The organism is Pseudomaricurvus hydrocarbonicus (genome assembly GCF_011602365.1).
Classification (GTDB): domain Bacteria; phylum Pseudomonadota; class Gammaproteobacteria; order Pseudomonadales; family Cellvibrionaceae; genus Pseudomaricurvus; species Pseudomaricurvus hydrocarbonicus.
In genome coordinates this window covers 134,114-159,917 of record NZ_JAAONZ010000008.1, presented here as the reverse complement: position 1 = coordinate 159,917, position 25,804 = coordinate 134,114, and the positions used below count along the sequence as shown (strand labels likewise).

The following is a 25,804-nucleotide window of genomic DNA, read 5'->3' as shown; positions in this document are numbered from 1 at the left end:
TGGAACCGCCACTGCCGCTGATGCTATCGGCACCCAGGCCCGCCACCACATAAGTCTGCGAGTTCATCAGTTGCAAGCTATCATTGCCACCACTGGTGAAACCGCTGGCCATCATATGGCTCACTTGCTGCAGAGTGACGTTGATTTCACCGCTATCAGCCAGCACATAGGCTTCGGCGTCCGTGACACTGACAGAATCATCGCCCAGACCGGCAATGATTCTGCTACGACCGCCCGTTTGCGTAATCACATCATCGGCAATACCCGCGACAACGGGCGTCAGGTTGTTCCCCTGCAGCCGTGTCACGGAACCGTCTTCGGCAAATTCGATAAAACCATTATCGGCAATCAGGTTAACCTCACCCATCAACGTCAACTGATCGCTGCCATAACCGGCGATGATGCTGTTGATGCCGTCACCGGCCAGGGTAATCTGATCGTCACCACCATCGCTGTCCGCGGTGGACTCAAAACGAGTCAACAAATTCCCCGCGTAGTAGATCACACCATGGTCAGCGACGATCAGGTTATCGCCCAGGGCTTCACTGATGACGTCATCACCGGCGCCCGCTAACAAGCGATCATCACCGTCATTGCCGTCGATAACATCATTACCGGCATCGGCGGATTCGGTGGTTTCGATTTTCGCCATCAACGACAGTTGTGCGGCCAGTAAGGAGTTGTTGGCAGCGTCGAGCACCTGGCCGTCATCGCCAAAGATAACATCGTCACCCAAACCACCCTGCAGGCTATCGTTGCCGCCGTTGCCCAGAATCAGGTCATTGCCTTGGTCGCCGACAATGGTGTCGTCGCCCGCTTCACCACGGAGGGTGTCGGAGCCGTCACCGCCCTCGACCCAGTCATCCCCGGCGCCGGCCAGAACCTGGTCGTTACCGTCACCCCCAGCAATAATATCGGCGTAGGCTGAGCCCTGGATTTGATCATTGCCAGCGCCACCTTCAGCGGTAATACCGAACGCCGCATTGCCCGCATCAATCACATCGTCATCGACTTGACCATCCAACAACAGAGACGCGGCGGTGTGAGGACCAAAGCCATTCACGACCATGTGATCCTCACCGTTGCCGGCAAAAATACGCGTATCGGTATTGGCAATCAGGTCATTGACGGTGACCTGGTCGTCGCCACTGCCCAATTGCAGATCGAGGCTATTGGCCCCATCGGCCACGGCAAACAGGATATCTCCCGTCGTGACACCACGGACACGCTCGTAGCGTTTGCCATCCACATCCACGGCATCAATGGTCACCATATCGGCAGCAAGGCTACCGGAGTCATCAATCAGCAGATGATTATCACCAGCATCGCCATCCACAATCAGCGAAGCCACGATACCCGCGGTATCCCCAAATTCATTACCCGCTGTAATGTCATCGTTACCGGAACCGGCATTAATGATCACACTGGCATCAACCTGACCCAGGGTCGCAGCCACATCCACTTGATCGGCGCCACTGCCCAGGTTGACGGTGAGGCTTTCCAAATCGTCGTAACCGACGTGAATGTTGAGACCATTCGACCAGTTCAAAGAGGTAACCTGCTCTGAGGTTACGTTGGTTCTGGCCACCACCACGGAACGTGATGAGGCTCCCGGCAAGAACTCATTGGTGGATGAGTCAAGTGTTTCGCTGTCGAGCACCTCGTAGGTTTCCATGAAGCTGGTGAGGTTAGTGGTCATGCCATTACCCTCGACAAAGCTGGCCGCCGCCTGATCGCCACGACTGTCAACCAACACCTCGACGGTAAAACCACCCAGCGCTTTCAGCACATAGAACTTGGCATTAATCACGGCGGAAAGTTCATCGTACTCACTTTTTGCGGCGGCAATCACAGCACCGGCATCGCTGGCCACCTGGCTGTAGGTTTGCTTCAACTGATTTAGCAGGTCCTGATCTATGGATGCCGCATTCACATAAGCCTGCGCCTGGTTCCATTTCTGCTTGAGGGTATTTTTCAGAGTTAATGCCTGCACATAACGCGAGTCATTGGTGTAGTCCAGCTGGACAGTCTCTGTATACCACCAGTAGCCAACCGCTTTTGTGTACTCTGCCTTTAACGCAGGTATGAGCGCATTGAAGTCCGCCACTGCCTTGTTGTAGGCGTCCTCGAACAACCCTTCCTGAATCACATTGATGATCAGCGGTGTAGCGATATCGATGCCATCCTGCTGCAGCGATTTCACCATGGCGGTGAAACGTTGCTCCACCGTCAGGGAGTCGATGTATTCAGGATTGTTGTCCACAAAGGTGGCTAACTCATTTTGTGCACTGACAAAGTCGGCACTGAACGCCTCCAGGTCAAAGCCCCCTTCAATGGCATCGACAAAGGCCCCAAAACGATCAGCGCTGCGGGTCACCTGGTTAACCTCTGTCATGGTGGACTGGGTTGACTCGGAGACACCACCGGACAGATAACGCTCACTGTACTGGGTGAAATCCTCAGTAACGGTCTTGGCGGATTTGTAGGTTTCCAGGGCCTGTTGATAGGCCGTGTCCTGATACTGGGTTTTCAAGTCCTGATAGGAATCCAGATCAGTACTGATGCTTCCCATCACCGTTGAGGTGCTGTTGATATCCTGCATCAGGTCTTGCAACTCGACCAACAGGGACGACAAACCGTTTTGCGTGGCGGCAGCCAGCTCAGCATAGACCGGCGATTTCACAAACGCGGCCTCGGCCCCCAGGCTGTTGTCCTCGGCCGAGGCTCGCTCCGGATCCAGAGCCTGAATCAAACCCTCCAGTCGATTAATGACACCACTCAGCTCAGCGATGGTGACACCATCGCTGAGGGCGTCACTGACTTCCGTCAGGGTGCCAGCAATCAGGCTTTCATAGTGAGCCGCGAAACTACCGTTCAAGGTATTCAACTTGCTCTCGATACCGGATGACAGATGCGCCTCCGGATCGATACCGGCCTCCGACATATCAATAGAGAAGGCCGAGACCGACTCAATCAGTTTGTCGGCAGTATGATTGGTGGCACTAAAATCAAAGCCCAGGATGTGCGAATCATTGCGATATTTCTCATAGAGCTCTTTCCTCATATCTCCATCGATGCCACGATCCTCGAGCAGAGTCTCAAACACCGATCGCGCACCGGTATAATCCGCCTTGGCTTCATCATACAACTTACCCAAAGCCAGGATATTGTTGTATTTGGAGCTGCTGGCCTCATTCACCAGGTACAACTCAATTTTATCTTCCGCGGTCAGTTTGCCGCCGTTGATGTACTGGCGTTTGTTGACAAAGGAGTCTCTCACCAGCTCATACAGTGAGCCATCAATAAAGTCTTCAATGCCATCGGCCACCTGTTGCAGCTCAGAGCCACTGGGGGTAATGCCAAAGAAAGCCAGGAATGACTGCAGGCCATCGTTGGTCCCTTCGCCCACATTATTGATGTTGTTGTTGTACCAGCTGCTCCAGGTACTGGTGTTGTTAAAAAAGTTACGAACCTGGGTAATACCGTCAACCAGGCTGTAGATTTTGTCCCCCTGATTACTGGTGGCATTATCCACCATGACTTCGTAATTGGGGATCCAGACAGTCACTACATCAAACACGGCACCCCAGAAACTGCTCCAGCCGGTAACTTTACGAACCTTTTTGCTTTCATAGGTGAGCAGCACATCGTACTCAGTGTAATCCTGCTCCGACTTAAGCCCCAGCTCACTCAATTCGGTAAGAATACGGTCACCAATCGACATCGGATTATCGAGCCCTTCCCCGGTTTCATACAAATGGGTACGCACGTATAGCTTAATCTGGTTTTCCAACAGCTCTTTGTCGCGCTCTTTCAACAACGCTTCAGTATCTGCAATGGATTGTTCCAGCGTGTCGTCGAGACCGGACACCACCGTTTGCAAACGTCCCAGCAGGCTGTTGGCCATTTCCGCGGCGACGTTGTTAAGGCTGTCAAGATTCATGTTCATGGCAGCCTGACCTACGCCCACCGAGCTCACTTCCAGCTTTTCACTCAGCGCATCGTTCTCTGCATCGGTAATCCCGGTCAGCGACAGGATATTGGACAAGCTGTTGAGCTGTTCAAAGCTGGTGGTGTGCTGTAGCCAGTTCTGATCGATGGTGAGCTGCTGGTCAGTGGCATTGGCCGAGTCATCGACAATGATCTGATCGTTGCCTTCTTCACCGAACAGATACAGGGAGGCACCGATCTGCTCCAGCAGTTGGGCGCTGCCGACATTGATGGTGTCATCGCCGGCACCGGCATGAACGACAGTTTCAGCCGCGATGCGTTCGATATTAATCACGTCATCGGCAGCTCCGCCTTCGACATTCAACAGCCCGGTAAAGTTGTCATTGTCCAGGGTAACTTCCTGTCCATCGGCCGCACTGAGCTTTAAAGTAGCCTTATCCATGCCTGTAAAGTGCAACTGGCCGTTCTGCCCTTCGCGGTGTACAGCGCTCATCGCGTCTTCACGCAACAGGTTTACCTGCTCAACCGCATTGGCGGATACGGTGATGGCGATATCCGCTGCGGTTTCAAAAGAAATAGCCAGCAGATCCCGGACAAACTGCTTGGAGTTGTCGGCGGCAATATAGGCAATTTCATTGTGCTGCGCATCAAAGCGAATATCACGCCCACCACTGTCTTTCACCGACAAGAGTTCATACAGGTATTCACCGTTGGCAGCGCGGGACGGATCCGGGTGCAGGACCTCTTTCCATTGCAGGGTCAGTCCCACCTGGCTGGCAAATTCAATCAGTTGATCCCTGGCACTGGAAACGGAATCGTCGGCATTGAGTTTCTTCTGAATGGAGTGATAACTGATGCCATTGCCCATGGTCAGGGTTTTGGTGGCCGAACCGGTTAAGGCGGACAATTCAGTGAACAGCTCATTGTCATAATAACGATCGACAAACCGCAGGTAGCTGTGAACCTCCGCATCCAGAGTCTCCTTCATTGTCTGCGCCTGGACCGAGGAACTGCTCAGTATCCAGCTGACCAGATCACCCGTGCCCTGGCTGTCGAGGGCAATGGCGTCCGAGTTAAAGGTCACTTCTTTCTTGGTCAGAGTGGCGTTGGCAAACTGCAGGGCACCTCCAGCCATGGTGTCGTTGACAATGATTTCGTCGTGCACACCCTCACCGCCATCAATCACCACTGGAGAGACAAAGGCGGACAGATCGTAAGACGCTTTCATGGTCACCGCCACAGTTTTGGCAGGCTCTTCGACCACAAACGGTACGATACGATCAGTGCTCTCTACCCCGTAAAATGGCAATCCATCCACTTCGCTCACGGCCACATAGTCGCCATTCGCGTCACGCCGGACATAGAAGCCTTCCACATAGGAATAGTACTGGTTGCGACTGGCGGGGTAACTCAGGTTGAAGGTTTGCTCATCGCCCCCCACATACACCTTGTCACTGCCAGTGCCGGTTTTGATAACCATATCGCCGATCGTACCCAGGTCCACCCCGTACAGATAGATGGTGTCATCGCCACCACCCGACAGGATCTGCAGCCGCTCAATATTGAGTAATTTCTGCAGTTTGACACCAGCCCCGTAAATGCGCTGCTGTGTATCGCCGTTATCATCAATTTCTGTATAAACGTAGAAGGTATCGCTGAGTACGGTACCGACCAGGGACACGGCATCGAAGCCAGCGCCGCCATCGATATTAATATTGGCATTTTGCACATAGACCAGGGAGTCTATGTCCACTTCGCGAGTATCTTCTGTGTCTTTCGATTCTTTCGGGTTCAGTACTGCACTGACATTGGCGGTGCTGGATTCAACCTCGGCGATTTCGCCTTCTTCATCCAGCGTCAACAGTGCCTTCACAAAGAAGGTATCGTCGCCGTTATCGCCAAACAGATTGATTTCGGCCACATTGTGGTTGACCTCGAAATAGTCGTCACCTTCACCGCCAAAGAAATTGGTGTTGTTGAACAGGGCACCATCGGTGATTTCCGTCACCACTGTGACGATCTGGCCATCCACCAGTACCTCTTCGGTTTCCAGCACGGAACCAACAAAGATCTGATCGTCACCGTCACCGGCAAACACATCGATCTGGGCGGAGGTACTGTCGGAAATGATGGTGTCGTTACCATCGCCGGCCAGTAACACGACCTGCTCGACTGAGCCGTAGTTGACCACCTGGAAATTTTGGCCGACCTGCAAGGTGGATTCATTCACCTCCAACAGTGCGTCTTCGTTCTCGGTATCGGTTGCGCCGTAGCTGCTTTCCGAATCGAAGTGACCAATGATCAAACCATCGCCCAGCTTGAGATCCGGGTTGTAGTTGCCGTACTCCAGCCAGCGGTCCTCTTTGAACTTCTTCTCCGGGTCCAGGCTGGCGTCATAGACGGTATCCAGCTGAATGGTGTCATTACCTTCGCTGCCTTTGAATGTCAGTGTGTCGATACCACTGGCACCCGTGTCATTGATGTTGAGGAATTGCTGTCCCTGACTGGTGGCGGCCAGTTCCATGACGTAGGTATCGCCGCCTTTGCCGCCGTCAACCACCCCGCTGTCAGACCAGTTGGTGATCTCAAAGCGGTTGGCGGAATCGAACGCCCGCAACTCGACATCTTCAAAGATGTCGGCAAAGGTTTCCTGCTCAGGGCCATACTGGTTGGACAAATTGGAATCATCAATCAGCAGGGAGGTGTTGGTTAACACGAAATCTGCATCGCGCGATTCGACCAGGGTATCTTTATCACCCTCAAGGTTTTCATCACTGCCGATTGCCACTTCGTAAAACTGGTCTATCCCGGCATTACCCGAAATGCGATCCGAGCCGGCGCCACCAACAATGATTTCGCCATACAGGGTACCTTCAATGACATCATCGCCGTCATTACCCAGCAGGCGAAGATCTTTCACAACTTGATCAGCGTTACCGTCACCCGGTTCTCTGCCAATCGATGAAGCCAGAATTTCGTCATTGCCTCCCAGCCCTTGCAGGGTGAAACGATCGTAGTTCAATTCCAGGCCGGCGAACGACATTTCCATAGCAACACTGTCGTCGGCAGCAAGACGCTGGGTACGCAGCAGTTGGGTCGTTTCTGTCTGACCGTCATCAATGGGTGAGACCAAGGGCGAACGCAGGGACGTCAGCTGATAGCGATCATCTTCCTCGCGGCCATAGACATTGACGATGTCCAGCAAGTTATCGTCCAGTTCACGTAGGTTTTCACCCAGTTTATTGGTGACGGTAACCGTGTTGCGATCGATCCAGGTCTCGGTGTCCGTGTCTTCAGGTACCCCTTCATCCGACGTGTTCAGAGTAATGGTCTGTACACCGTCTTCCGCGGTCACTGGCTCACCGTCGATGGCCACCAGGGTGAAGGTGTCATGCTCTTCGGTAATGGTTAACTGACTGCGGTCAGCGCTCCAGACTTCTCCTTCGGCATCCAGTACAGTGCCATCCGGCTGAATCACAATGGCATCAAGATCACGGTGAATTTTCGTCGGTGATCCGCTAACGGGCTCGCCATTAACACTGACCAACTGGAAAACACTGTCGTCTGTAGCGGAGAAAGACTGCTTGTCCGCACTCCAGACTTCGTCAGCACGACCACTGACGACACCGCCAGAGCCAACCGTGAAGGCGGACACATTAATCGCTTGGGTCTGCTTCTCGTCGGGCGCCTCACCATCAACACTGACCAGAGTGAACAAACTGAGTTCTTCTGTCAGGATCATCTGCTCACGGTCGCCACTCCAGACCTCACCCGGGCTTCCATCCACCGTGCCATCGTCATTAATGACCAGGGTTGAGACATCCCGCTCTATAGTAACGGCTGGCTCACTGGCATCGACCGGTTGACCATCGACGGAAACCAGCACATAGGTATTGGTTTCCCCATCACGTTCCCAAGTGGATGTGCGCTGTTCAATTTCAGCCTGGGTGAAAGTAATGGTATTGAGATCGGCACTCCAAACTTCATCGTCGCTGCCAGCCGGTTTACCCGTGGTCGCATCGATATTGAGCCCACTGGCGTCACGCACCATGGACGACACCGGCGAACCTGCAGGCAGCTGCTCGCCATTGACGCTGACCAGAACAAAGGTATTTTCCACCTCAGCGGTGAGATCCCGCTCCCAGACGGTGGTATTAACCAGTTGTTGCCATTCGCTCACTTCCGGCTGGTTTTGCCAGACGCTGGTATCAATGTTGCGCTGCCACTCACTGGTGGTGATGATGTCTTCATAGAAATAATCGCGGCTGACATTGGTGTTGATGGTACGCAAGGCCGTGGTCGCCACATCGTAAATGTCCACCAGATCCGCGCCACCGGCGGTATCTATATTCAGGCCTTCAACCTCAAACAGACTGAAGCCCCATTCATCACTGCCACGAACCCAGCTCAAATCCGCAATACTGCTGTCGCTGTCACTCACAGCCAGATTGACAATGTCATCCTCGCTGGCATTGGCGATGCGCATGAAGCTGATTTCACCTTCCTCTTCCGCTTCTTCACGCTCGTAGTTGAAGCCATTGACGTTGGCCTGATCCTCACCAGTACCCCCATCCCAGACGCCGTCCTGGTCATCACCAATCAACCACTGGAACAGGTCGTTGCCCGCTTCACCATACAGCGTATCGGAGCCGGTATCGCCTTTGATGCTGTCATCACCGGCACCGGCGTAGATGGTATCGTCGCCTTCATTACCGCTGATCAAGTCGGCAAAATCCGAGCCGTAAATTGTATCGTTATCCATACCACCGACAATACTGTCGTAGAAGCCCTCTTTGGCATCCAGCCCGGCACTGTCCTCACCGGCGCCAGCATCGTCGTAGTACTCTTCCGGCAGGTCCGCGAAAACTTCCGCGGTCGCTGGGTCTTTGCTGTAACCGTAAATCTCATCGCTGCCGGCCATACCGTACAAGCCATCGCGCCCGGCGCCACCTTCGATCAGGTCGCCGCCGGCGCCGCCAGCGATACGGTCATCGCCAGCACCGCCCAACAGATGCGCTGACAGGTATTGAGGCTGACGTCCTTCTTCACTGACGATGGAGATGGAGTCATTACCCTCATTCCCTTCCACGACGATATGCTGATAGGCATCGTCATGCACCAGGATGGTATCGTCATCGTTGCCACCGCGAATGGTGGCCACGGCACCGGACAGTACCAGACCGCTTTTGCCGCTCACAATGATCCGGTCTGCACCCAGTCCAGTGTCGACATACAGGGTCTTATCGCCAACCCCCATAAACTGGAAGTCATCGACAGCATCAGTACCCTGAACATCAATCTTGTCGATCTCGCTAGCCAGGTACACCGCCACCATGCCCTTGGCCTGGACAATAATGAAGTCTTCTTCGTCATCCAGTTTGGTCAGGTCGCGGCCGTTGGAGTCCGAAATCAACAGACCCACACTGCCCTGGTTGGCCAGGCCATCCTTGTATTCATCCAGGACTTTGCCCGAGGCATCTGTGCTGTATTGCAGCACCTCGGTATCGGTCATTTCCAGTAATTGTTCGCGATTGAGGTTAGTCACACGACTGACTTTGTAATTGCCGCCGGCATCAAACGTCAGGGTCGGGGTACTATCTGTATGTTCCAGATGCGCAATGGTATCTGAAGGCGTGTGATCACATGTCCACTCAAAGGTAGCGATCACTTCGTTGACCAGTCGCTGGCTCCAGTCAAAGACCACCAGATCCCCAACACCGATGGTCAGAAAAGCCTCCAGGAAAACCTTTAAAGCACCGGATACATCGAACAAACACTCGGGGCCATGCCCCAGACGGCCGAGCAGCTCATCGCCGTAAAACTTACCATCGCCGATAAAATAACCACTGCTGGTGACGCGTTCATAATCGTTGAGGTCAAAGTTAATGGTCGCATCCAGGCCACCTTTCACACCAAACTTGGCCGCGCCGAGATTCACCCGGGCACCGGCGCCAACCTCAGCCGTTAAAATCATTTCCGGGTAATCGTATTTGGGATCGGTTCTGTCCGAGACGTTTTCGTAGCCGTGATCATCCAGGTAAAAGCCCTGGAAAATTTTCCAGCTGTCTTCCGCCAGGAAATCGCTGTCTTTCCAGTTGTTGAAACCGCGGGTATCAAAACCAAAGTCAAAGTTGGTGATAGCCCCGATTTCACCGTAGAGGAAACCTTCCAGAGGTCCCACAATCGGGAATGCCAGTTCGGCCAGGAACTTCAGGTTCAGGTCGGGCAGGTTGTAGTAGAACAAATCCACATTGCGACCGGTGAGGAAGCCCAGCATCGACATGGGATCTTCCAGTAGCGGAATACTGAAGGCTTTGCCTTGTGTCGTCGGGCTGGCGCCCGCCGGACCGGTGCCGGTCGGATTGCTGGTGGTATTGGCCGGGCCACCCAGCAGATTCGTCAATGCCGTGCTGGCATTGACCGTGTTAGCGGGGTTGGTTTTAGCCGTTGCCACATCGGCAGCACCTACCGCACCACCAGACACAGTACCGGAAGTCAGATTGAAGGTACCGAACTCAATCACACCGCCGTTTTCAAACTGTTCCAGCGCAACAATAAACTCAAGGGTTGAATCGAGTGCAGCCAGTACCTTCTTGGCCGTGTCCACAACATCACTAGGCAGGCGAATGCGAGCCAAATCCAACAATGTGAATTGAGCGACACCGGTGTCAATCGAAAAGGTTAACAAATCCACCACTGGCTTCAGCGGCGTGACGATATCTGTAATCACGGACAGGGCATCGGACAGGAACGAATCCATCACCGAGCCTACATCCAGGGTAACATCTTCGAAGATAACTTCGGGATCACCAATGGAGAACTTGGAGCCGGAAGTAAGTGAATAGCTACCGGAAATGGTTTGATCGTAACGAATATTGGTGGCGACCGACGGCAACACTTCGCCCGCTGTGGTCGATACCGATGCCTCTAGATAGGTATTCGCGGACGCGGACGCGTTTAAAATCACGTCCAGTTTTTCACCTTGAGTGACCATCAGGCGACCATCGCCATTGGCATCTTTCAGGTCCACGCCGAAATGACCGAACAGGCCACTGCCATTGGTGGCCAGGTCGACAAAGTTCATCTGCAGGAAGCCCAGGGTGCCTTTCAACTCCGAGCCTTGAGCCAGACCGGCCTGAATATCCAGGACAATTTCTTCACCTTTTGTATTCACACCTTTGGTGTCGAGGAAAATACCCATTTCCGGTGCGGCAGCATTCGGTAGGGCAACGTTACCGATCCCCAGTCCAATGCCCATCAGGTAGTCGATCTTGGCCTTCAGTTGAGCGTCTACTTCCAGACCGACACCGGGCATGGTGCCGGCGAAGTCGAGGTCTTGCATCACCTCAATGATATTACCGGTGCGTGCACCGGTAATCGGGTCTTTCTCATAGCTGCCCAACAGCAGACCACCAAACTTAATATTGAAAGTAAGCAGCCCATTGGGGGAGAGCACCAGTTCGATATCATCGGCCGAGGCGGGGAATTTGGTTTTCAGTTTGCCCGCACTGTCGTACTGCAATGCACCATCGGCATCCTTGATCGGCACCACAAAGCCAAACAGGTCGGCATAGGAACCCTCGTTGAGCGGACTGAGACCATCGAACAGAGCTTGGCGCACCTTGTCCAGCAGCACCTCAAATACTTTTTCATCTTTCTGCGCCTGCTCCTGCAGCCAGGCACCCAGGCTGCCACTTTCAGTGTAGTCGGAGCCCACCTTCTCACCCAATACTTCTGCCTGAATGGAGCGCAGACTGTCAGCCAGATCGTCAAACGCCTCACCCCCAATCAAGGGCAGTTCAATCGCATCAATGCCATCGGCGACGCCATTTACCGCCGAGAAAAAGCCTTCCAAACCGGAGAGCATGGAATTGGGGTCATTCAACAACCCCAGCAGTGCCACGGCCGCATCGAAGTTGAGATCAAACTTGGGCAGGCTGTAATCCAGCTGATGCTGCAGTTTTGCGGTCTGATCGACCGAAAAGGCAGCTTTCGCGTGCAGCACGTTATCGGCAATGCCATCGGCATTACGATCTTTGGTTGTCCCCCCCAAGGGCAGGGCCTCGATAGGGAAATACAGAGGAATATCCGCCAGTGCAGAGCCATAGGCTTTGGCCTGGAAGGCGTTACTCAGCTCATTGAATTCCAGATAACCATCACCATCGACATCGGCAATGGGGTTGCCCAAATTCGCATAGAAGCCCAGGTCAATGCTGGCGCTGCCGTCCTTGGCCAACAGCCCAAGGGTACTGCCGCCAACATCAAAGCCCAGCTCAAAATCGATATCGCTGGCATCACCGGACACCGAGGCACTGATACCAGTTTCCTGATCCACGTAGAAAATCGGCTCGCGAATGTCACTCATGTCGAAACCAAAACCCAGATCCAGGCCCGCTTGAGCCGTCAGTTCAATCTGCGCATCGGTGCTTAAATTGAGCAGCGCATCAGGATCAAACCCCAACCACTGCTGCAAGTTCAAGTCTTCCAGGTCGAGATTCAGAGCAAAGTTATCCTGGACGATAAAATCAAGGTCCAGATCAAAATCCAGCGCCGAGTTGGAATAGGACAAGTTGACCGGCTTCAGCTCGGGACCGTAACCGAAACCATCCAATAACTTGTGCAGCTCCTCATTCAACATGGTGTCGAGCTGCTGCACATTTTTCGCCGCGTCGCGCACAAACGACACCGCCTCACTCAGACCCTGCGCAAAACTCACCGCACCGTTGCCCAGAATATCGGCAATGCTTTTACCCACCAGCGGAATGTCTTCGTACAGTGAGCCTTCCCGCAGGTTGTAGCGAGTGAGGGTTTTACCGCCGCCATTGACGACCAGTGTCTCGCCCAGATCCGTCAACAGCACGTCACTGGCTTTGTAGGTGTCTTCCACGGCCCAGGATGACAGCGTGTAGGTCAGCAGCACTTTTTGACCATTCACATAGCTCTCTTTGCCCCACAGGACATTGGTCTCGGGATCAGCATTGCTGTTGTCGATCCAGCGACTGAGAGTAATGCCCTTGCCGTCTTCCTGCACTTCGTAACGGCTGCTGGGTTCAGTCGGGTCTGCCGAGTAATCTCCCTCTGTAAAGGTCGTGGCTTGCGCCCAGCGTTCACCGTAGATCAGCACATTGCCGTCGGCATCGGTTTCACCCCAGAAATCGCGATCGGTACCGACTACATCCTTGATCAGCATATCGACGCCACCAATGATCATGTCCAGCGACAGGCCATTGAACTTGAAAAACTGATCCAGATTGGTGAACTGCAACGAGCTGGGAATGCTGGAGAAGAATTGCCCCAGCGACGCATCTTCCGGCAGATACGCGCTGCTGGCCGATATATAACCCTCTTCGTTGCTGAAACCATCCAGTGCACCGGAAAGAGAGACCGGCAGAATCACTTCGTAGTACGCATCGCCGCCTAATGACGGTGTGCTGATCAGAGAGCCGGAACTGTCGGACTTGAGTAGATCGTAGTCCAGCGTCCCATCAAAACCGAAACCCACCGACGCACCGAGAGAGATAACGGCATTCTCGGCTTTCAGCCCCACAGGGCCGATATTGAGGTCGAAATCGACGGTCTTGATGATCGCGCCCGAGACCTCCTCACCTGCGGGAATACCGTAGAGCACGTCATCTTCGACGGTGATAATGGTGTTGGTGCCATCGAAGGTGACATCTTTAACCGTGTAAAGGGTATCGGCGTTGCCAGACCCCACCAGATGGAACTGATCCCCTTTGACAAACTTGCCTACGTTAGGCGCACCCACCACCCCTTCGTGATCACCGGCAATGGTGAAACTGGCGGGATTATCGTTGTCACCGGCATCCCGGTTGAGCAGATCCAGATACTGTTCGCCAAAATTAAAGCTCGCCTCGAGGCCGGGATTGCGAACGTAGAAGACGCCGTCGCTATCGATACCGAAGCTGAATGCCAGATCCACCCCGCCGTTGATGCTGAGCGGACTGGACTGGTCGATACCAATACCCAGATCAAACTCCAGATCGCCCAGATCAATCTCCAGGCCATCAAAGTTGAGATCCACCAGCTGATCGAATGTGGTCAGCGACATGGAGACCTCAAACTCTTTGATGTTGCTAGAGTCCGCCGCTGATATGTCCAGGCCTTTTATGCCCTGTAGGCTATCCAGCAATCCCGAGGTGGAGGCGTCGTCTCCAATGTCACGGATGTAGCCATCCACCAGCGTATTAAAACCACTAATGCGTTCGGAGATCTCCAGCGAAAACTGGTCCACATCGAGGTCGATAAAATCGGTCAGAGAGACACCGGTGAAAGGAATTTCAGTAGCCGAGTCCAGGTAGACGTTAATGCGATCACCCAGGTTTGCGGCCCACTGTGAAAACTGGTTCAGCCCCAGGCTCAGCTTGGATTGATCCGACAGCAGATTGAAATATCCGGCGTCGGGGAGGATGCGAGTGTTTGCACCCAGAGTATCATCCAGCAACGTAAAGTCGCCGTTATCACTGTGCTCCATGCCCAGCTGATGTCCCATCTCATGCAGCAGAGTGGTGAGCAGATCGATACCGACAATGGTGTCATCCAAGCTCGCCAGGTCGGTATCCAGATACCAACCGATTCCGGCCGCATCCAGATCCACTGTGATCTGTAACTTGTCGTTGACCACTTCGGATGCGGCCAGCACACCGTCCTCAAGGTTACCGGGCACAATGGTGGCGTCCTGAATCAACTGGATCAGTTCATGGGGGGTGCCGTTCTCCTCTGGCAGCGCCAGCGCCTCTTCCCACAGCGCCGCAGCCTTAGCCGCCATGTCATCCAACAGCGCCTGGGAGCTGCCATCAGCCAGCAGGTCGTCTCCGATCTGACTGCTGCCGGCGGTGGTATCGGCGTTGAGCGCGCCGGTAAAGCCCTGCGCTCCCAGAAATGAGGAGAAAATCGCCTCCCCAACACTCTGACCGCCAGTCTCCAGCCCTTTTACCTCAAAATTGCCGTAGGCGGAGACAGTGTGAGATAGATCGTCAAAGCCGAAGAGGGTGTAGGTCTCGCCCTGGCTGTCGACCTGCTGCCCCAGGTTTTTGACGCCCTTAACCGCGGTAAAGTCGAGCACATCGCCACCACCGGCAGCCCTCACCTCATCGTGGCCAAATTCGCTGTTGAAAAAGAAGGTGGTCTTGGAGGTGGTCACCAGGAAGCTCTCGATGGCTTTATTAGCCGGCGAGCTAAAGAGTACGTTAAAGGTAGAACCGCTCACGCTCACCGCCGCCGTTACCTGCCCGTCGCCAGTCACCAGACCGTCGAACTTGGCAATGGCGTCCTGAATATTCTGGCGCGTCTCGTCAGCGGTGGCTCCAACCTCCACGTCGACACTGAAGCTGGCGGGGTTGGTCAGGACTGTCTCGGCCCCCGAGGTGCCACCAACGCCCCAGGTGACCTTCAACGCCTCGCCGCTGATCGGGTCTTTGAAATTGGGGCTAAAGTAGGGGTTGGCAAACGAGATCTGAAATAGATCGCCGTCGTTCAACGTGCTCGGCAGCTCAAATTCAAATTCGGCATTGTGGCTGTCGTCCCCTGCCTGCACCGTGGTCACGGCAATATCCGCACCGTCGTCGAGCAGAATATCGTCCCCTTTACCACTTTCAATGTCCTGAATATTGTTCAGCGTGGCGACCCTGACCGGGGCGTTGGGATCAGAGAGATCCCAGGCTTCGCCCGCCCCCAAATCGACCTTAAAACCGACACTGCCGGGGGAGGAGAAAGAGATGTTGTCATTCACCGTGTCATAAAAGCTAACGGTATTAGTACCCTTGAAGCCATCGACGTTATCTTCGCCGCCCTGGCCCAACACAAAAATATTGTTTTTCTCGTTGCCCTTAAGGGTATCGTCGCCGTCGGAGCCATAGACTTTCACAAAGCCGGCCACGGCGTTGCTCTCCAGCGGTGACCCCGCGAAGAAATCCAGCCCTTCAGTGAGACCGCTGTAACGATTACCTTCGACACCAGTAGCACTGCCGTAGTTAACGGTGGGAATAATATTCACCTTGCCCCACACCGGAAGCTCGATATAGACCGGCTTAGCAGGGTAGGAGAGACCAACGCTACCATCGACGGTAATACCGGAGATGCCCGCCGCACCGTTGTCGTAACCGGCGTAGTTGAGAGTGATATCACCGGCAGCCGAGAGCACACCATTAAGCTTGGCGTTGCCGTGGAAGGTGAAGATATTCTCACCGCCACCGCCGACAAGATTCTCGATCCCCATGGCCACCACCATATTGCCGCCACGGTAGGTGAGATCGGTACCGGGGATGGTCCAGTTATCCGTCAGATCACCGAGATAGCCACCAACAGTTTCATCCTGGGCAATCACAAAGGTCTGCCCGATGCTCACCGCGGTGGGAATATTGCGACTGTCGAACCAGTTGCCCCATGACGCAATGTTATCGGTGGTCACCTCGAAGATATCGAAGTAGATCGTGTTCTTAACCTGGCGCTCTTCTACCTGCCCCTTCTTGCCCTGGCCGGCACCGGAGAGATCGAGAGTATCGAGGAAACCGGGAGAGACTCCCATCACTTCCACATTAGGCCCTTCGGCCACCACACCGATACCCCATGAACCACTGAACTTGTAGGTATCGGCTCCGAAACCGCCGGCCAGTAAATGCACGCCGGGCGCAAAGGTGGAGCTTGAAGTGAGGCTTGCCTTGCCCTGTGTGGTCAGCGCGTTGGCGCCAGCAGAGACCAAAGTGGCGCCGATTTTGCCCGCCAGTCCCTTGCCGCCAAGTAGACTGTTGAGGTCGTCGGTCAGCAGGTTGCCGCCCACCTCAAAGGTGTTAGCCCCCAGCGTCGCTTCAAACTCGGTGCGTGGATTCCAGCTCAGATCGGTAATCAGATTGAGCCCGGCACCGTACTTGACGTTGTGGATGTGTTGCAGGCTGCCGGTAAAACCGTACTTGCCGCCCCATCCGCGCAAAATGCTTTGGGTGTAGGCGTCTTTATCAAAGGCTGACATCAGCGACTGGTCAGTCGCCGCCAGCGCAGTATCAGTGATACTAAGTGGCGTGGTGTCGATGAACTCCACAAACCAGGTGTTGGCCTGCGTCCCCTTCTCCACGTTCACCTTGCCGGCGCCCAGCAGGCGATTAATGGCATTGGCGATATTAAAGGCGGTGGTATCGGCGCCGCTGCCGGTCAGAATGTCGCGGGTCTGCACACCGTTCACATTGAGGCGGAAGGAGGTCAGCGTGGCGGTGTCTTTAACACGAATTAGCTGGCGTTCGTTGAGCGCCACCGTCACCGGCGCATTGAGTTTCACCGCCACCGCGTTGGGTGCCTGAGCCGTGTTGTTCGGATCGATTACCTGCAGGGCGCTGCCATCCACCACAAAGGTCTGCTCCGCAGCACCCACCGGCAGTATCAGCTCAATGGACAACTGGCGCGGCGCCGATGCTGTGGCCGCTATTTCAGTAACCCGCGCGTCCACCACATTGGTCAACCCTTTCAAGGCCGTCTGGATCTCCGCCACTGGAGCGGTGTGGTTGAGCGCTACTGTTTTCAGTCCGCCGTAGGAGAGGACAATCTGACCGCTGGTGTCCGAGGGAATAGCAAACTTGTAGACCGGGTTACCGAGCACCGAGGCGTCCACAGAGACGCCCGTGGCGTCGCGTTCCATCAGCACCGGCAGATCGCCCACAAAGATAGGGGTAGAGTTGCCGCTGGCGGGTGCAATGGATTGATAGACCCCAAAGCTGTCGAGTCGCGCCGCAGTCAACTGCAGAGAGCTCAAGGCTGGCGCCGTGTAGACAAGCTCCAGCACCTGACTGGCACCGGTACCGGTCACCGTGGCCACCACCGAGCCCTTGCCGCCCGCCGCTGTCAGTGCTGCGTTAAGCGCCTCTTCGGCCACCTGCTTGAGGGTTTTGACTCCAGCCACCACCTTGTCCAGATCGATGACAGCACTGACCGTCTGTGCCACTGCGGTGGTGATATCAGTGATGTCATAGTGCACCACCAGAGCCCCCTGATCAGCACCGTTAAGGGCAATCTCCTGGGTACTGGCCGCGGTGGTACCGTTGGTCAGCAACATCAGCTGAGTTACGCTAGGCACCGGGTTAGCCGCGCTGGCTTTGACCTCCACATCCACCGACTTGGGCGTACCGTTGGTAAACGACAAACTCTTGCCGCTGATGGTCACTGTGTAGTTGAGCGTGGCTGTTTTGGCGATCAAGGCTTTCACCGCCGCCAGCACCTCCTCACTGGTGGCGCCAGCCGACAGATCGGCGGTGCGGTAGAGGCCATCGAGCTTGATGTTGTAGGTTGAATTCTGTACCGGTATGGATTCGAACACGGTGGGAGTATCAGTACCGGTGGTGTTTAGCACCGGGGTAACACGCTCCCCTTTCAGCGAGATCCCCTGTACCGTCAGCAACTTATTGGTGACGGCGATGTTGGCGGTGGCATCTTCCACAAAGGTGATGTCCCACTGACCGCCACCCAGGCTTGCCACATTCACCAGGTTGTCACCGAAAGCAGCGCCCAGCGCGGCGTTCAACGCCGAGCGAATAGAGATCGCAATCTCCGCTTCCGTTTTAGGCTGATTGACCGCCGTATAGAGCGCCGCATTGGCGGCCAGAGTGCCAGTGCTGCCCAGCGACAGGGGCACCGCGTACTGCGCATCGAGGAAAGTGATGCGGTAGCCGATGCCAGCCTCTTTGGTAACGCTCACCACATTAGTGGTGATACCCAATTCACTCTTGAACAGAGTATTGAGGGCGTTGGCGATCGCCTGGGCGCCGCCACTGGGGGTAATCTGAATAGTGGCGGTGGTCGCGAATTGCGGTGCGGTACCACCGGATTTCTGATACTGCAGCGTCAAGTTACCGCTGCTGTTTTCCACATCGGCGATGTAGAGCACCTGCTGCATGGCGGCACTGAGCTGAACCGGTGCCGTTGGGGTGCCATCCAGATCCAGGTAGACACTGCCCTCTTTGGCTTGCGGAATAGAGAGACGGTAGCGGTCGCCCACGCCGTGACCATCGTTGATGGTACTGACGGTGACGGTATCGTTAATGGCCGAAGGAGCCAGCGACGCTTTAACCGGCTGCACAAAGTCCTTGAAGCCACCCCCAGTCACATCCACAGTGTTGATCACCGCCAGTGACGTGGGTGTTATCTGGGTGAAATCCACATTGCTGAGCACGGTAGAGGTACTGATATGAGCCGACAACGGCTTTAGGCCGGTACCACCGATAATGGTGCCCTGGAATGTGGTCTTGCCGTTGATGGAGAAGGTATTCTCATTAATACCGCCGCGCACGATGGTATTGGCGCCCACATCGGTGAAGGTGTAGGTCTCGATCACCGCACCACCGGCAAGGAAGGTTTTGAACAGATTAGCCACTTCTGTGCCGGTGCCAGCCAGGAAACCCAACTGGCTGTCGGCCACCTTCTCCACCGTCAGATTGGTCTGTCCGCGATTGCCCTGCACACTCTTGGTGGTGTTGGTTTTCACATCACTGGCGGTCAGCTTGTTAGCCACCGGAGTGGTCGCAACAGTATCCAGGTTGGCCGATGAGGTAAGACTCAGGGTGACATCACCCGGAGTATTAAACGTGATATTGACAGTTTTTGAGCCCGCCGTAGCAGTGCCGGAAAAGAGCGGCGATTTGACACTCACTTCGCCCTTACCCAACAGCGAATTGAGGGCGAACTCTATCTTCGCCATCTTATCGACCTTGGTATCCGTTGCATCAAAAGTAATAGGCTGGGTCACCAGCTTGCGGCCATTCTGCAGGGTCACTACCGAGGCATCGGTCGCCCCCAACACTTCCATCTGCAGGAAGTCGTGTGGGTTGGCCGTCGTGGTGGTGTACGCGGCCGTGGCTGGAGCACTGAAGGTAATATCCCAGCTGTAGGGCTTGTAGGCGACCCCGGTAATCAGCTGCCCACTCTTATCGCGCACTTGAGCACCGTTTACCCCAACCGGATCGACACTCACTGTCACTCCACCGGTCAACTTGGCGCGAATGGCGTTCTCGATATTAAGACGTGTGGTCGCGGCATCGTACTGGCCCGCGTTGGCATGAGTCGCGGGGTAGGTGGCTATGGTGATAGCCGCCGTGTTCACCAGACTGTTGCCATTGGGCACCTTGAGGGTAAAGCTGGCGGGCTTGATTGCACCATTGAAACTGAGGCGCTGCTGTTCTTTTTCCAGATAGTCAAAGGCAAAGGTACCGACCGCGCTACTGTCGATATCAAATGCTGCCACCTCTTTTTTGGCATTCTGCTGTACAAATTTGAAATTCAGCTTATTGGAGACATGGCTGAAATCAATATCCAGCGCGTGGCCATTGGCCACCAAGGTACTGGTATCAATGGTGGTGCTGGGGACCTTACGCAGGATATCCGGCAATGCCACGGCCTTGAGGATATCTGCGACCGAGGTGCTGCCAAAGATAAAACGAGAGTCCGCATTGGGGGCGATTATCGTCTCGATGGCATTGAGAGAGCTCTTCTTGATCCCCTCGTCCAGAGTTTTGGTGGTGACGCTGGCCTCCACCGAGCCGTTGATGGCGGTCAGGCTTTTTTCGGTCACAATCAGATCGGGCACATTGCCGGTGGCGGGTTTGGTAAAGACAATCTCAAACGCCTGCTGTCCTGAAACGGTGGTGGTGAGCGCCTTGACCTCAACACCGTATTTGCCAAAATTGAAAAAGCCGTCACGCGACAGCGCATCCAACGCCGCCTTGATACTGACGACAGTGTCCGTGGCTGTGGCTCCGACGGTGATCAAGTTACTGAGCTTACCCCCCTTAATGGACTCTACCCCAAACTCGTCGGTCACCACTAAGCCGCCAGCATTTAACTTAAAGGTACTGCCCACCTTCACATTGCTCAAGGTCAGCTGTTTTACTTCCTGCAACGAGTTACCGTTCTGCACGGTCCACAGCTCTGGAGTGTATTTCTGCTGGCTGACCGAGAGGCTGGCCGAGGAGATGGTCGCACCAGTTAAGCGCGATTCATACTCGCCTGTGGTACTGTTCAAAACCTGGTATTCAGAAACCTCAATGCGATAACTGTTGCCGGCACCACTCTGGCTCACCATAAAGGCGATATCACTGTTGGCGTTGCTGTTGAGCCCGGTCTGAATCGCGCGCGCCACGTCGTCGGCAGTCAAGGCGGTGGCAGGAATGGTGATACTGCGGCTGACCGGCACGCTGTTACCCAGGTTATCCTTAAAGGTAAAGCTGAGTGCCAGTTTACCGCTGCTCAACCAGCCCAGATCGATGTTCATCGCCGGCCGGTTGCCATTGGCGATGGTACCACTGACCACGGTGGGCTGAGCAATATCGGGGTATTGGAGACTGGTAGAAACCAGAGTCATCTCTGGCACATTGGTGTATTTCGGGTAGCGAAACTCAATATCGAAGGTACTCTCTACCTTGCTGAAAGTACTGCCGGTACGAGTCACCTTAACAAACTCGGTCCCTGCCGGCGCTACACTGCTGAATTTGTTCTGCAGTGCCAAATTCAGGGCTGTCTGTATGTTGGTTGCGGTGGCCGCATCGGTGGCGCCAACGTTGATGGGGCCCACATTAAACGGGCCTGACAGGGTGCCATCACTGAGCGGAAACTTATCCAGTTTTAGGGTAAAGGTGGAGCCACCCTTGGCGCCGGCCAGAAACAGGCGCTGAATTTCATAGGTATTGCCTTCGTCACTCACCAACACGGTGTTGGCAGAGGCGGAGAAACGACCAGAGACACCGCCAAAGCCGGTGATACGCTGTGCCAGTGACTCTTTCAGCGTAAACTGACCGGTACCCGCCTGCAGCTGATTGGAGTTGAACAGGAAGGTCATGGTCTCTTCGACCGTGGCGAAATCGAGCGTGTCTTTGATCGCTTTCAGCAGCTCGTCGTTGGTGCGACCATCACTGCCACTGGTGCTCTCAAAAACCTGATCCTGCCCCCAGGCACCACTGAAGACGTAGCGATCGTAACCACTCCCACCCACCAGAGTATCGTTGCCCAGATCTCCGTAGAGAACATCGTGACCGGTGCCCCCCAGCAGGGAGTCATTGCCGGTACCACCGCTGAGGATGTCATTGCCGGCATTGCCCTGTAGAGAGTCGTTGCCATCACCGCCACTGAGACGATCATTACCCGCGCCACCACGCAGCGCATCATCCCCCTGAAAACCGCCCACCACGTCGTCGCCAACGCCAGCCAGAATGTTATCGTCACCCGAGGTGCCGGCAAAGAAACCATCGAGACCGTTGTGCATCTGGATATTGGTAGTGGCGGCGTTGCCAAACTGCCCAAGCACGACCATCAGTTTGCCGCCAATGGTGGCTCCGGTGCCATCTACAGGGATCACTTCGTCAATGTAATCGATGGCCTTTTTGTGCAGACTGCTCACCCCTTTCTGGAATTCGACCAGTGCCGTGGAAGACCAGGTGGTGGTGGAGACCGAGGTCACCTTGTCAAACTTGTTCGCGTCGGTCAGCGAGACACGATAGGTCACCGACGTAGTGGTGGTGGTGATCACCGTCTTCGTCAGAGTCGCCGTACCTGGCGCTGGCTGAGTTCCGGCGATGGAAGACATGCTCCAGTTGCCCGTAGTGTCGTTATAGGTGTAGGTGCGCGTCACCGTGTTGCCATTGCTGTAGGTGAGCACTTCTGTCCGGGCACGGGTAACCGAGTCCTGAGGGCGCTGACTCACCAAGTCTACTTTGGGCGCCTTGTCTGCGACCTTCTCCTCCACCAGCTGCAGCTCGGGAAAATCGAGTGGTGTCAGGAAGGTGATCTTAAAACCGTTGTTGCTGGCATCGCCACCTTCGGTGGTCACCGTGAAAAATTTATTGGTAGCACCGGTACCGGTGGTGGTGGGCTGCTGGAAAAACTTGTTGAGCGTGTTCTCAATGGCAACGCGCAGGGTCTCGACCTGGGTTGGGGTGTTGGAGATGACCTCCGTCTCCACCCCACCCAGTGACAATTTAAAAGAAGCCAATCCCTTCTTGGCCGGGGTGATGCCGGTGGCTGCGGTGCTGGTGGTGGACTTGGGAACCAGCAGTTGCTGCACCTCTTTTTGCACTCCAGTCACAGCTGGGTTGGCCGTGCCGTCGGGATTGACGCTCAACAGGACACCCGATGCGAGAAATTCATCGAGATTGGTGCTGTTGTTATGGGTCTTCTCCACAACCGCACCACTACCATCACGGTCTTCAAACTGGGAGTAGTCAAAGATATTGATGCCGCGTTTGGTGTTGTCGTCAACCCGCTTGGGTGTGGTGATGGTACCCTGCAGCGCCCCATCATCCTTAATGATGTAGGTATTGGTACCTTGGCCGCCAATAATGTGAGCAATGTCTTCCGCCACCAGATTGTAGGTGTAGGTGACAACTTGAGTGACACCACCCGTCCCGACATTCACATCTGACACCGCTTTAACCGTCACTCGTGACGCGGTGGAGTTGACGTTGGTGCTTTCCAGAATAAAAATCAGGTCGTGGGTAACGGCGGAGAAGTCGAGCGTGCCGTTTTTGTTGCCGGAGGCAGAGTCATCGATTTTGAAGTTAACGGTCTTGGAGGAGGGGGTGGAAGTGCCCAGCTTGGAGAGATCCACCATGCCCCAGTTGTCCTCAAAGGCATAAGTGTTCTTGCCTTTACCACCGGCCACCTCTTCCACATTCACTACGTTCTTCAAGGTGTTGGCGGTGTCCAGAGTGGTCCCGGTTTTCTGTGATACAGTCACACCGTACTTATTCTGCGTGGTGGCAGCGTGCAGATCGATGGGGTTGCCATTCACCAGAGGCAACTTGCCCACATAAGTACCGCTGGTCTCCACTGAAGGCCGGAAGGTGACCTGCAGATCCTTGGTAACCGCTCCGACACCGGAGCCTGGCTCACCGCTGAAATCGAGACGGTCGCCATCGCCCCCCTTAATCAGTTTGCCATCCTTGTAGTCTGCCAGTTCGGTGATAATATCCTTGCCCCAGTTATCGCTGAAGCGATAGGTGTCGGAACCGGCACCACCGATCAACTCCTGGTTGCCCTGACCACCCACCAACAGATCGCTGCCGCGACCGGTGTCCAACACCACCCCACCCTGATTGCCGGTCACCAGTTTTTGCTGACCGAAATCCGAAGTCACTGCAATAACATCGGTTTTATCAAAGCCACTGAAGGTCAAGCCCGCCACCACAGGCGCGGGGGTCGAGGTGTTATCCAACCAGGTTTCCAGCTGAGTATTATCGCCGTCTCGCTGGTAAGTAATATCCAGCTTGCCGGTGTAGCTGGCTCCCTGCTTCAACTCCAGCGTTTGGCCCTTGGCATCCAAGTGCAAATGGGTAGTAGCGGCACTGCTACTCATACCCGCCGTCAGGGAGAGCAATCGCCCCTGTTTGCTGGTCACCACCGCCAGGCTCGATTTGATCGCCTCATTGGCCGCCAGACTCGCCGCATTGGTGTCAGCAATCCACTTGTTGGCGTTGTTCTTGTCGCTGAAAATAAACGAGCCGTAACTGAGCGCACTGTAGGCAATGTTGACTTCATCGGCGGTCGTCTTGGCCAGATTACTCGCATCCAAACTCTTCAGTTCCGCCAGTAACTCCACCTGATACTGATAATTACCGGTAGCGTTGGTTGCACCAATTTTCAGGCTGTCAATTTTTTTGCTGGTACCGGCATCCGCTTCAAATTGAAACTTGGTAACCTTACCTTCCTCTACCCCACTCAGGCTCAACTTTTGGGCGGTCAGTGAACGGCCATCCTCTGCCAGCACCAGTTTCAAGCCCGACTGCACCGCACTGAAGTCCAGTAGATCTATGGAGCCTTTAAGATTCACCACATCCTGCACACCCACATAGGAAGCATTCACTGCCGAAGTGGTTTGCAGGATTGGGGTGGCCAATACGCCTTCATAACGCGGATCATTTTGGGAAAAGGCACTGGCCACTTCCACCACGCCAAATTCGGTTTCCAAAATCCAGTCGCCACCAATGCGGCTGTTACCGGTCAGGTTGTCCGAGGCAGCAATATCCGCCGCAGTGACACCAGCCAGACGCTCGATAAATTCAAAACCCACCTCCCCTGCGGAAAGGTTACAGCCGTAGAAAAGAATGTCGCCATTGTCTGTCAGAGACTCGCCCCAACCGCGCAAGGCTGCATCATAAGTTTCAAGGTTGTCATTGTTGAGCAAGGCATTGCCCAACTGCAATTCGCCGGTTTGAGCGTGACTGAGCACATGCAGGGCCGAGACGTCCTGATAATTTGATAGCAGATCGCTGATCAGCTCAATGGAATCGCGTTTGCTGTCTTTCTCCAGCAACACCACGGAAACGCGAGTCTCCCCTTCTTGCCATTCTGCCAGCTGGGCATCGCCGTCCTGAATGGATTCAAACTCCAGCGCTTGGGCCGCAGGCCCCATGAACCGGTCCAGCAGCAACTGATAATCATCAACCGCGGTATCCACCAGTACGACCTGATGACCATTCAATTGTTGAACGTAATAAATACCTTCGTCATCAGGGGCGACATAACCACCTTGCTGAGAGCCATCCTCATCAGCATCATTGCTCGCTGCAAAAAAGTCGGGCAAAACTTCACGCTGCAAACGGGGTTTTTCATTATTCAGGTCGGCTTCAAAGTGGCCATTTTCAATCACCTGCCGGATCACCTGCTGATGATCGATTTGTTCGCGCAGCGCCTGGTCACCGGCAAACGGAGCCAGATCTGCTGACAGCAGATAGCGGGCCTCCATTTGTTCCGCCAGATAACGGTTTTTTCGTTTGGCTTTCACCGACTGAGTGTTCCAAAAGAACTTTCTCAGTTCTGTGCCACGAATGTATTTGGATTGCAGTAACCGCGCGAAGATATATTTCAT

General features: G+C 54.7%; 1 protein-coding gene (only partly in view). It reads right to left on the bottom strand.

The features are described from left to right. A protein-coding gene (locus G8770_RS12280; RefSeq protein ID WP_167186880.1) for a DUF4347 domain-containing protein crosses the window boundary here: on the bottom strand, nt 1–25,804 show its 5' portion. It extends 2,936 nt beyond the left edge of the window; only the first 25,804 of its 28,740 coding nucleotides appear in the window; it begins with the start codon at nt 25,802–25,804; its stop codon lies beyond the left edge, outside the window.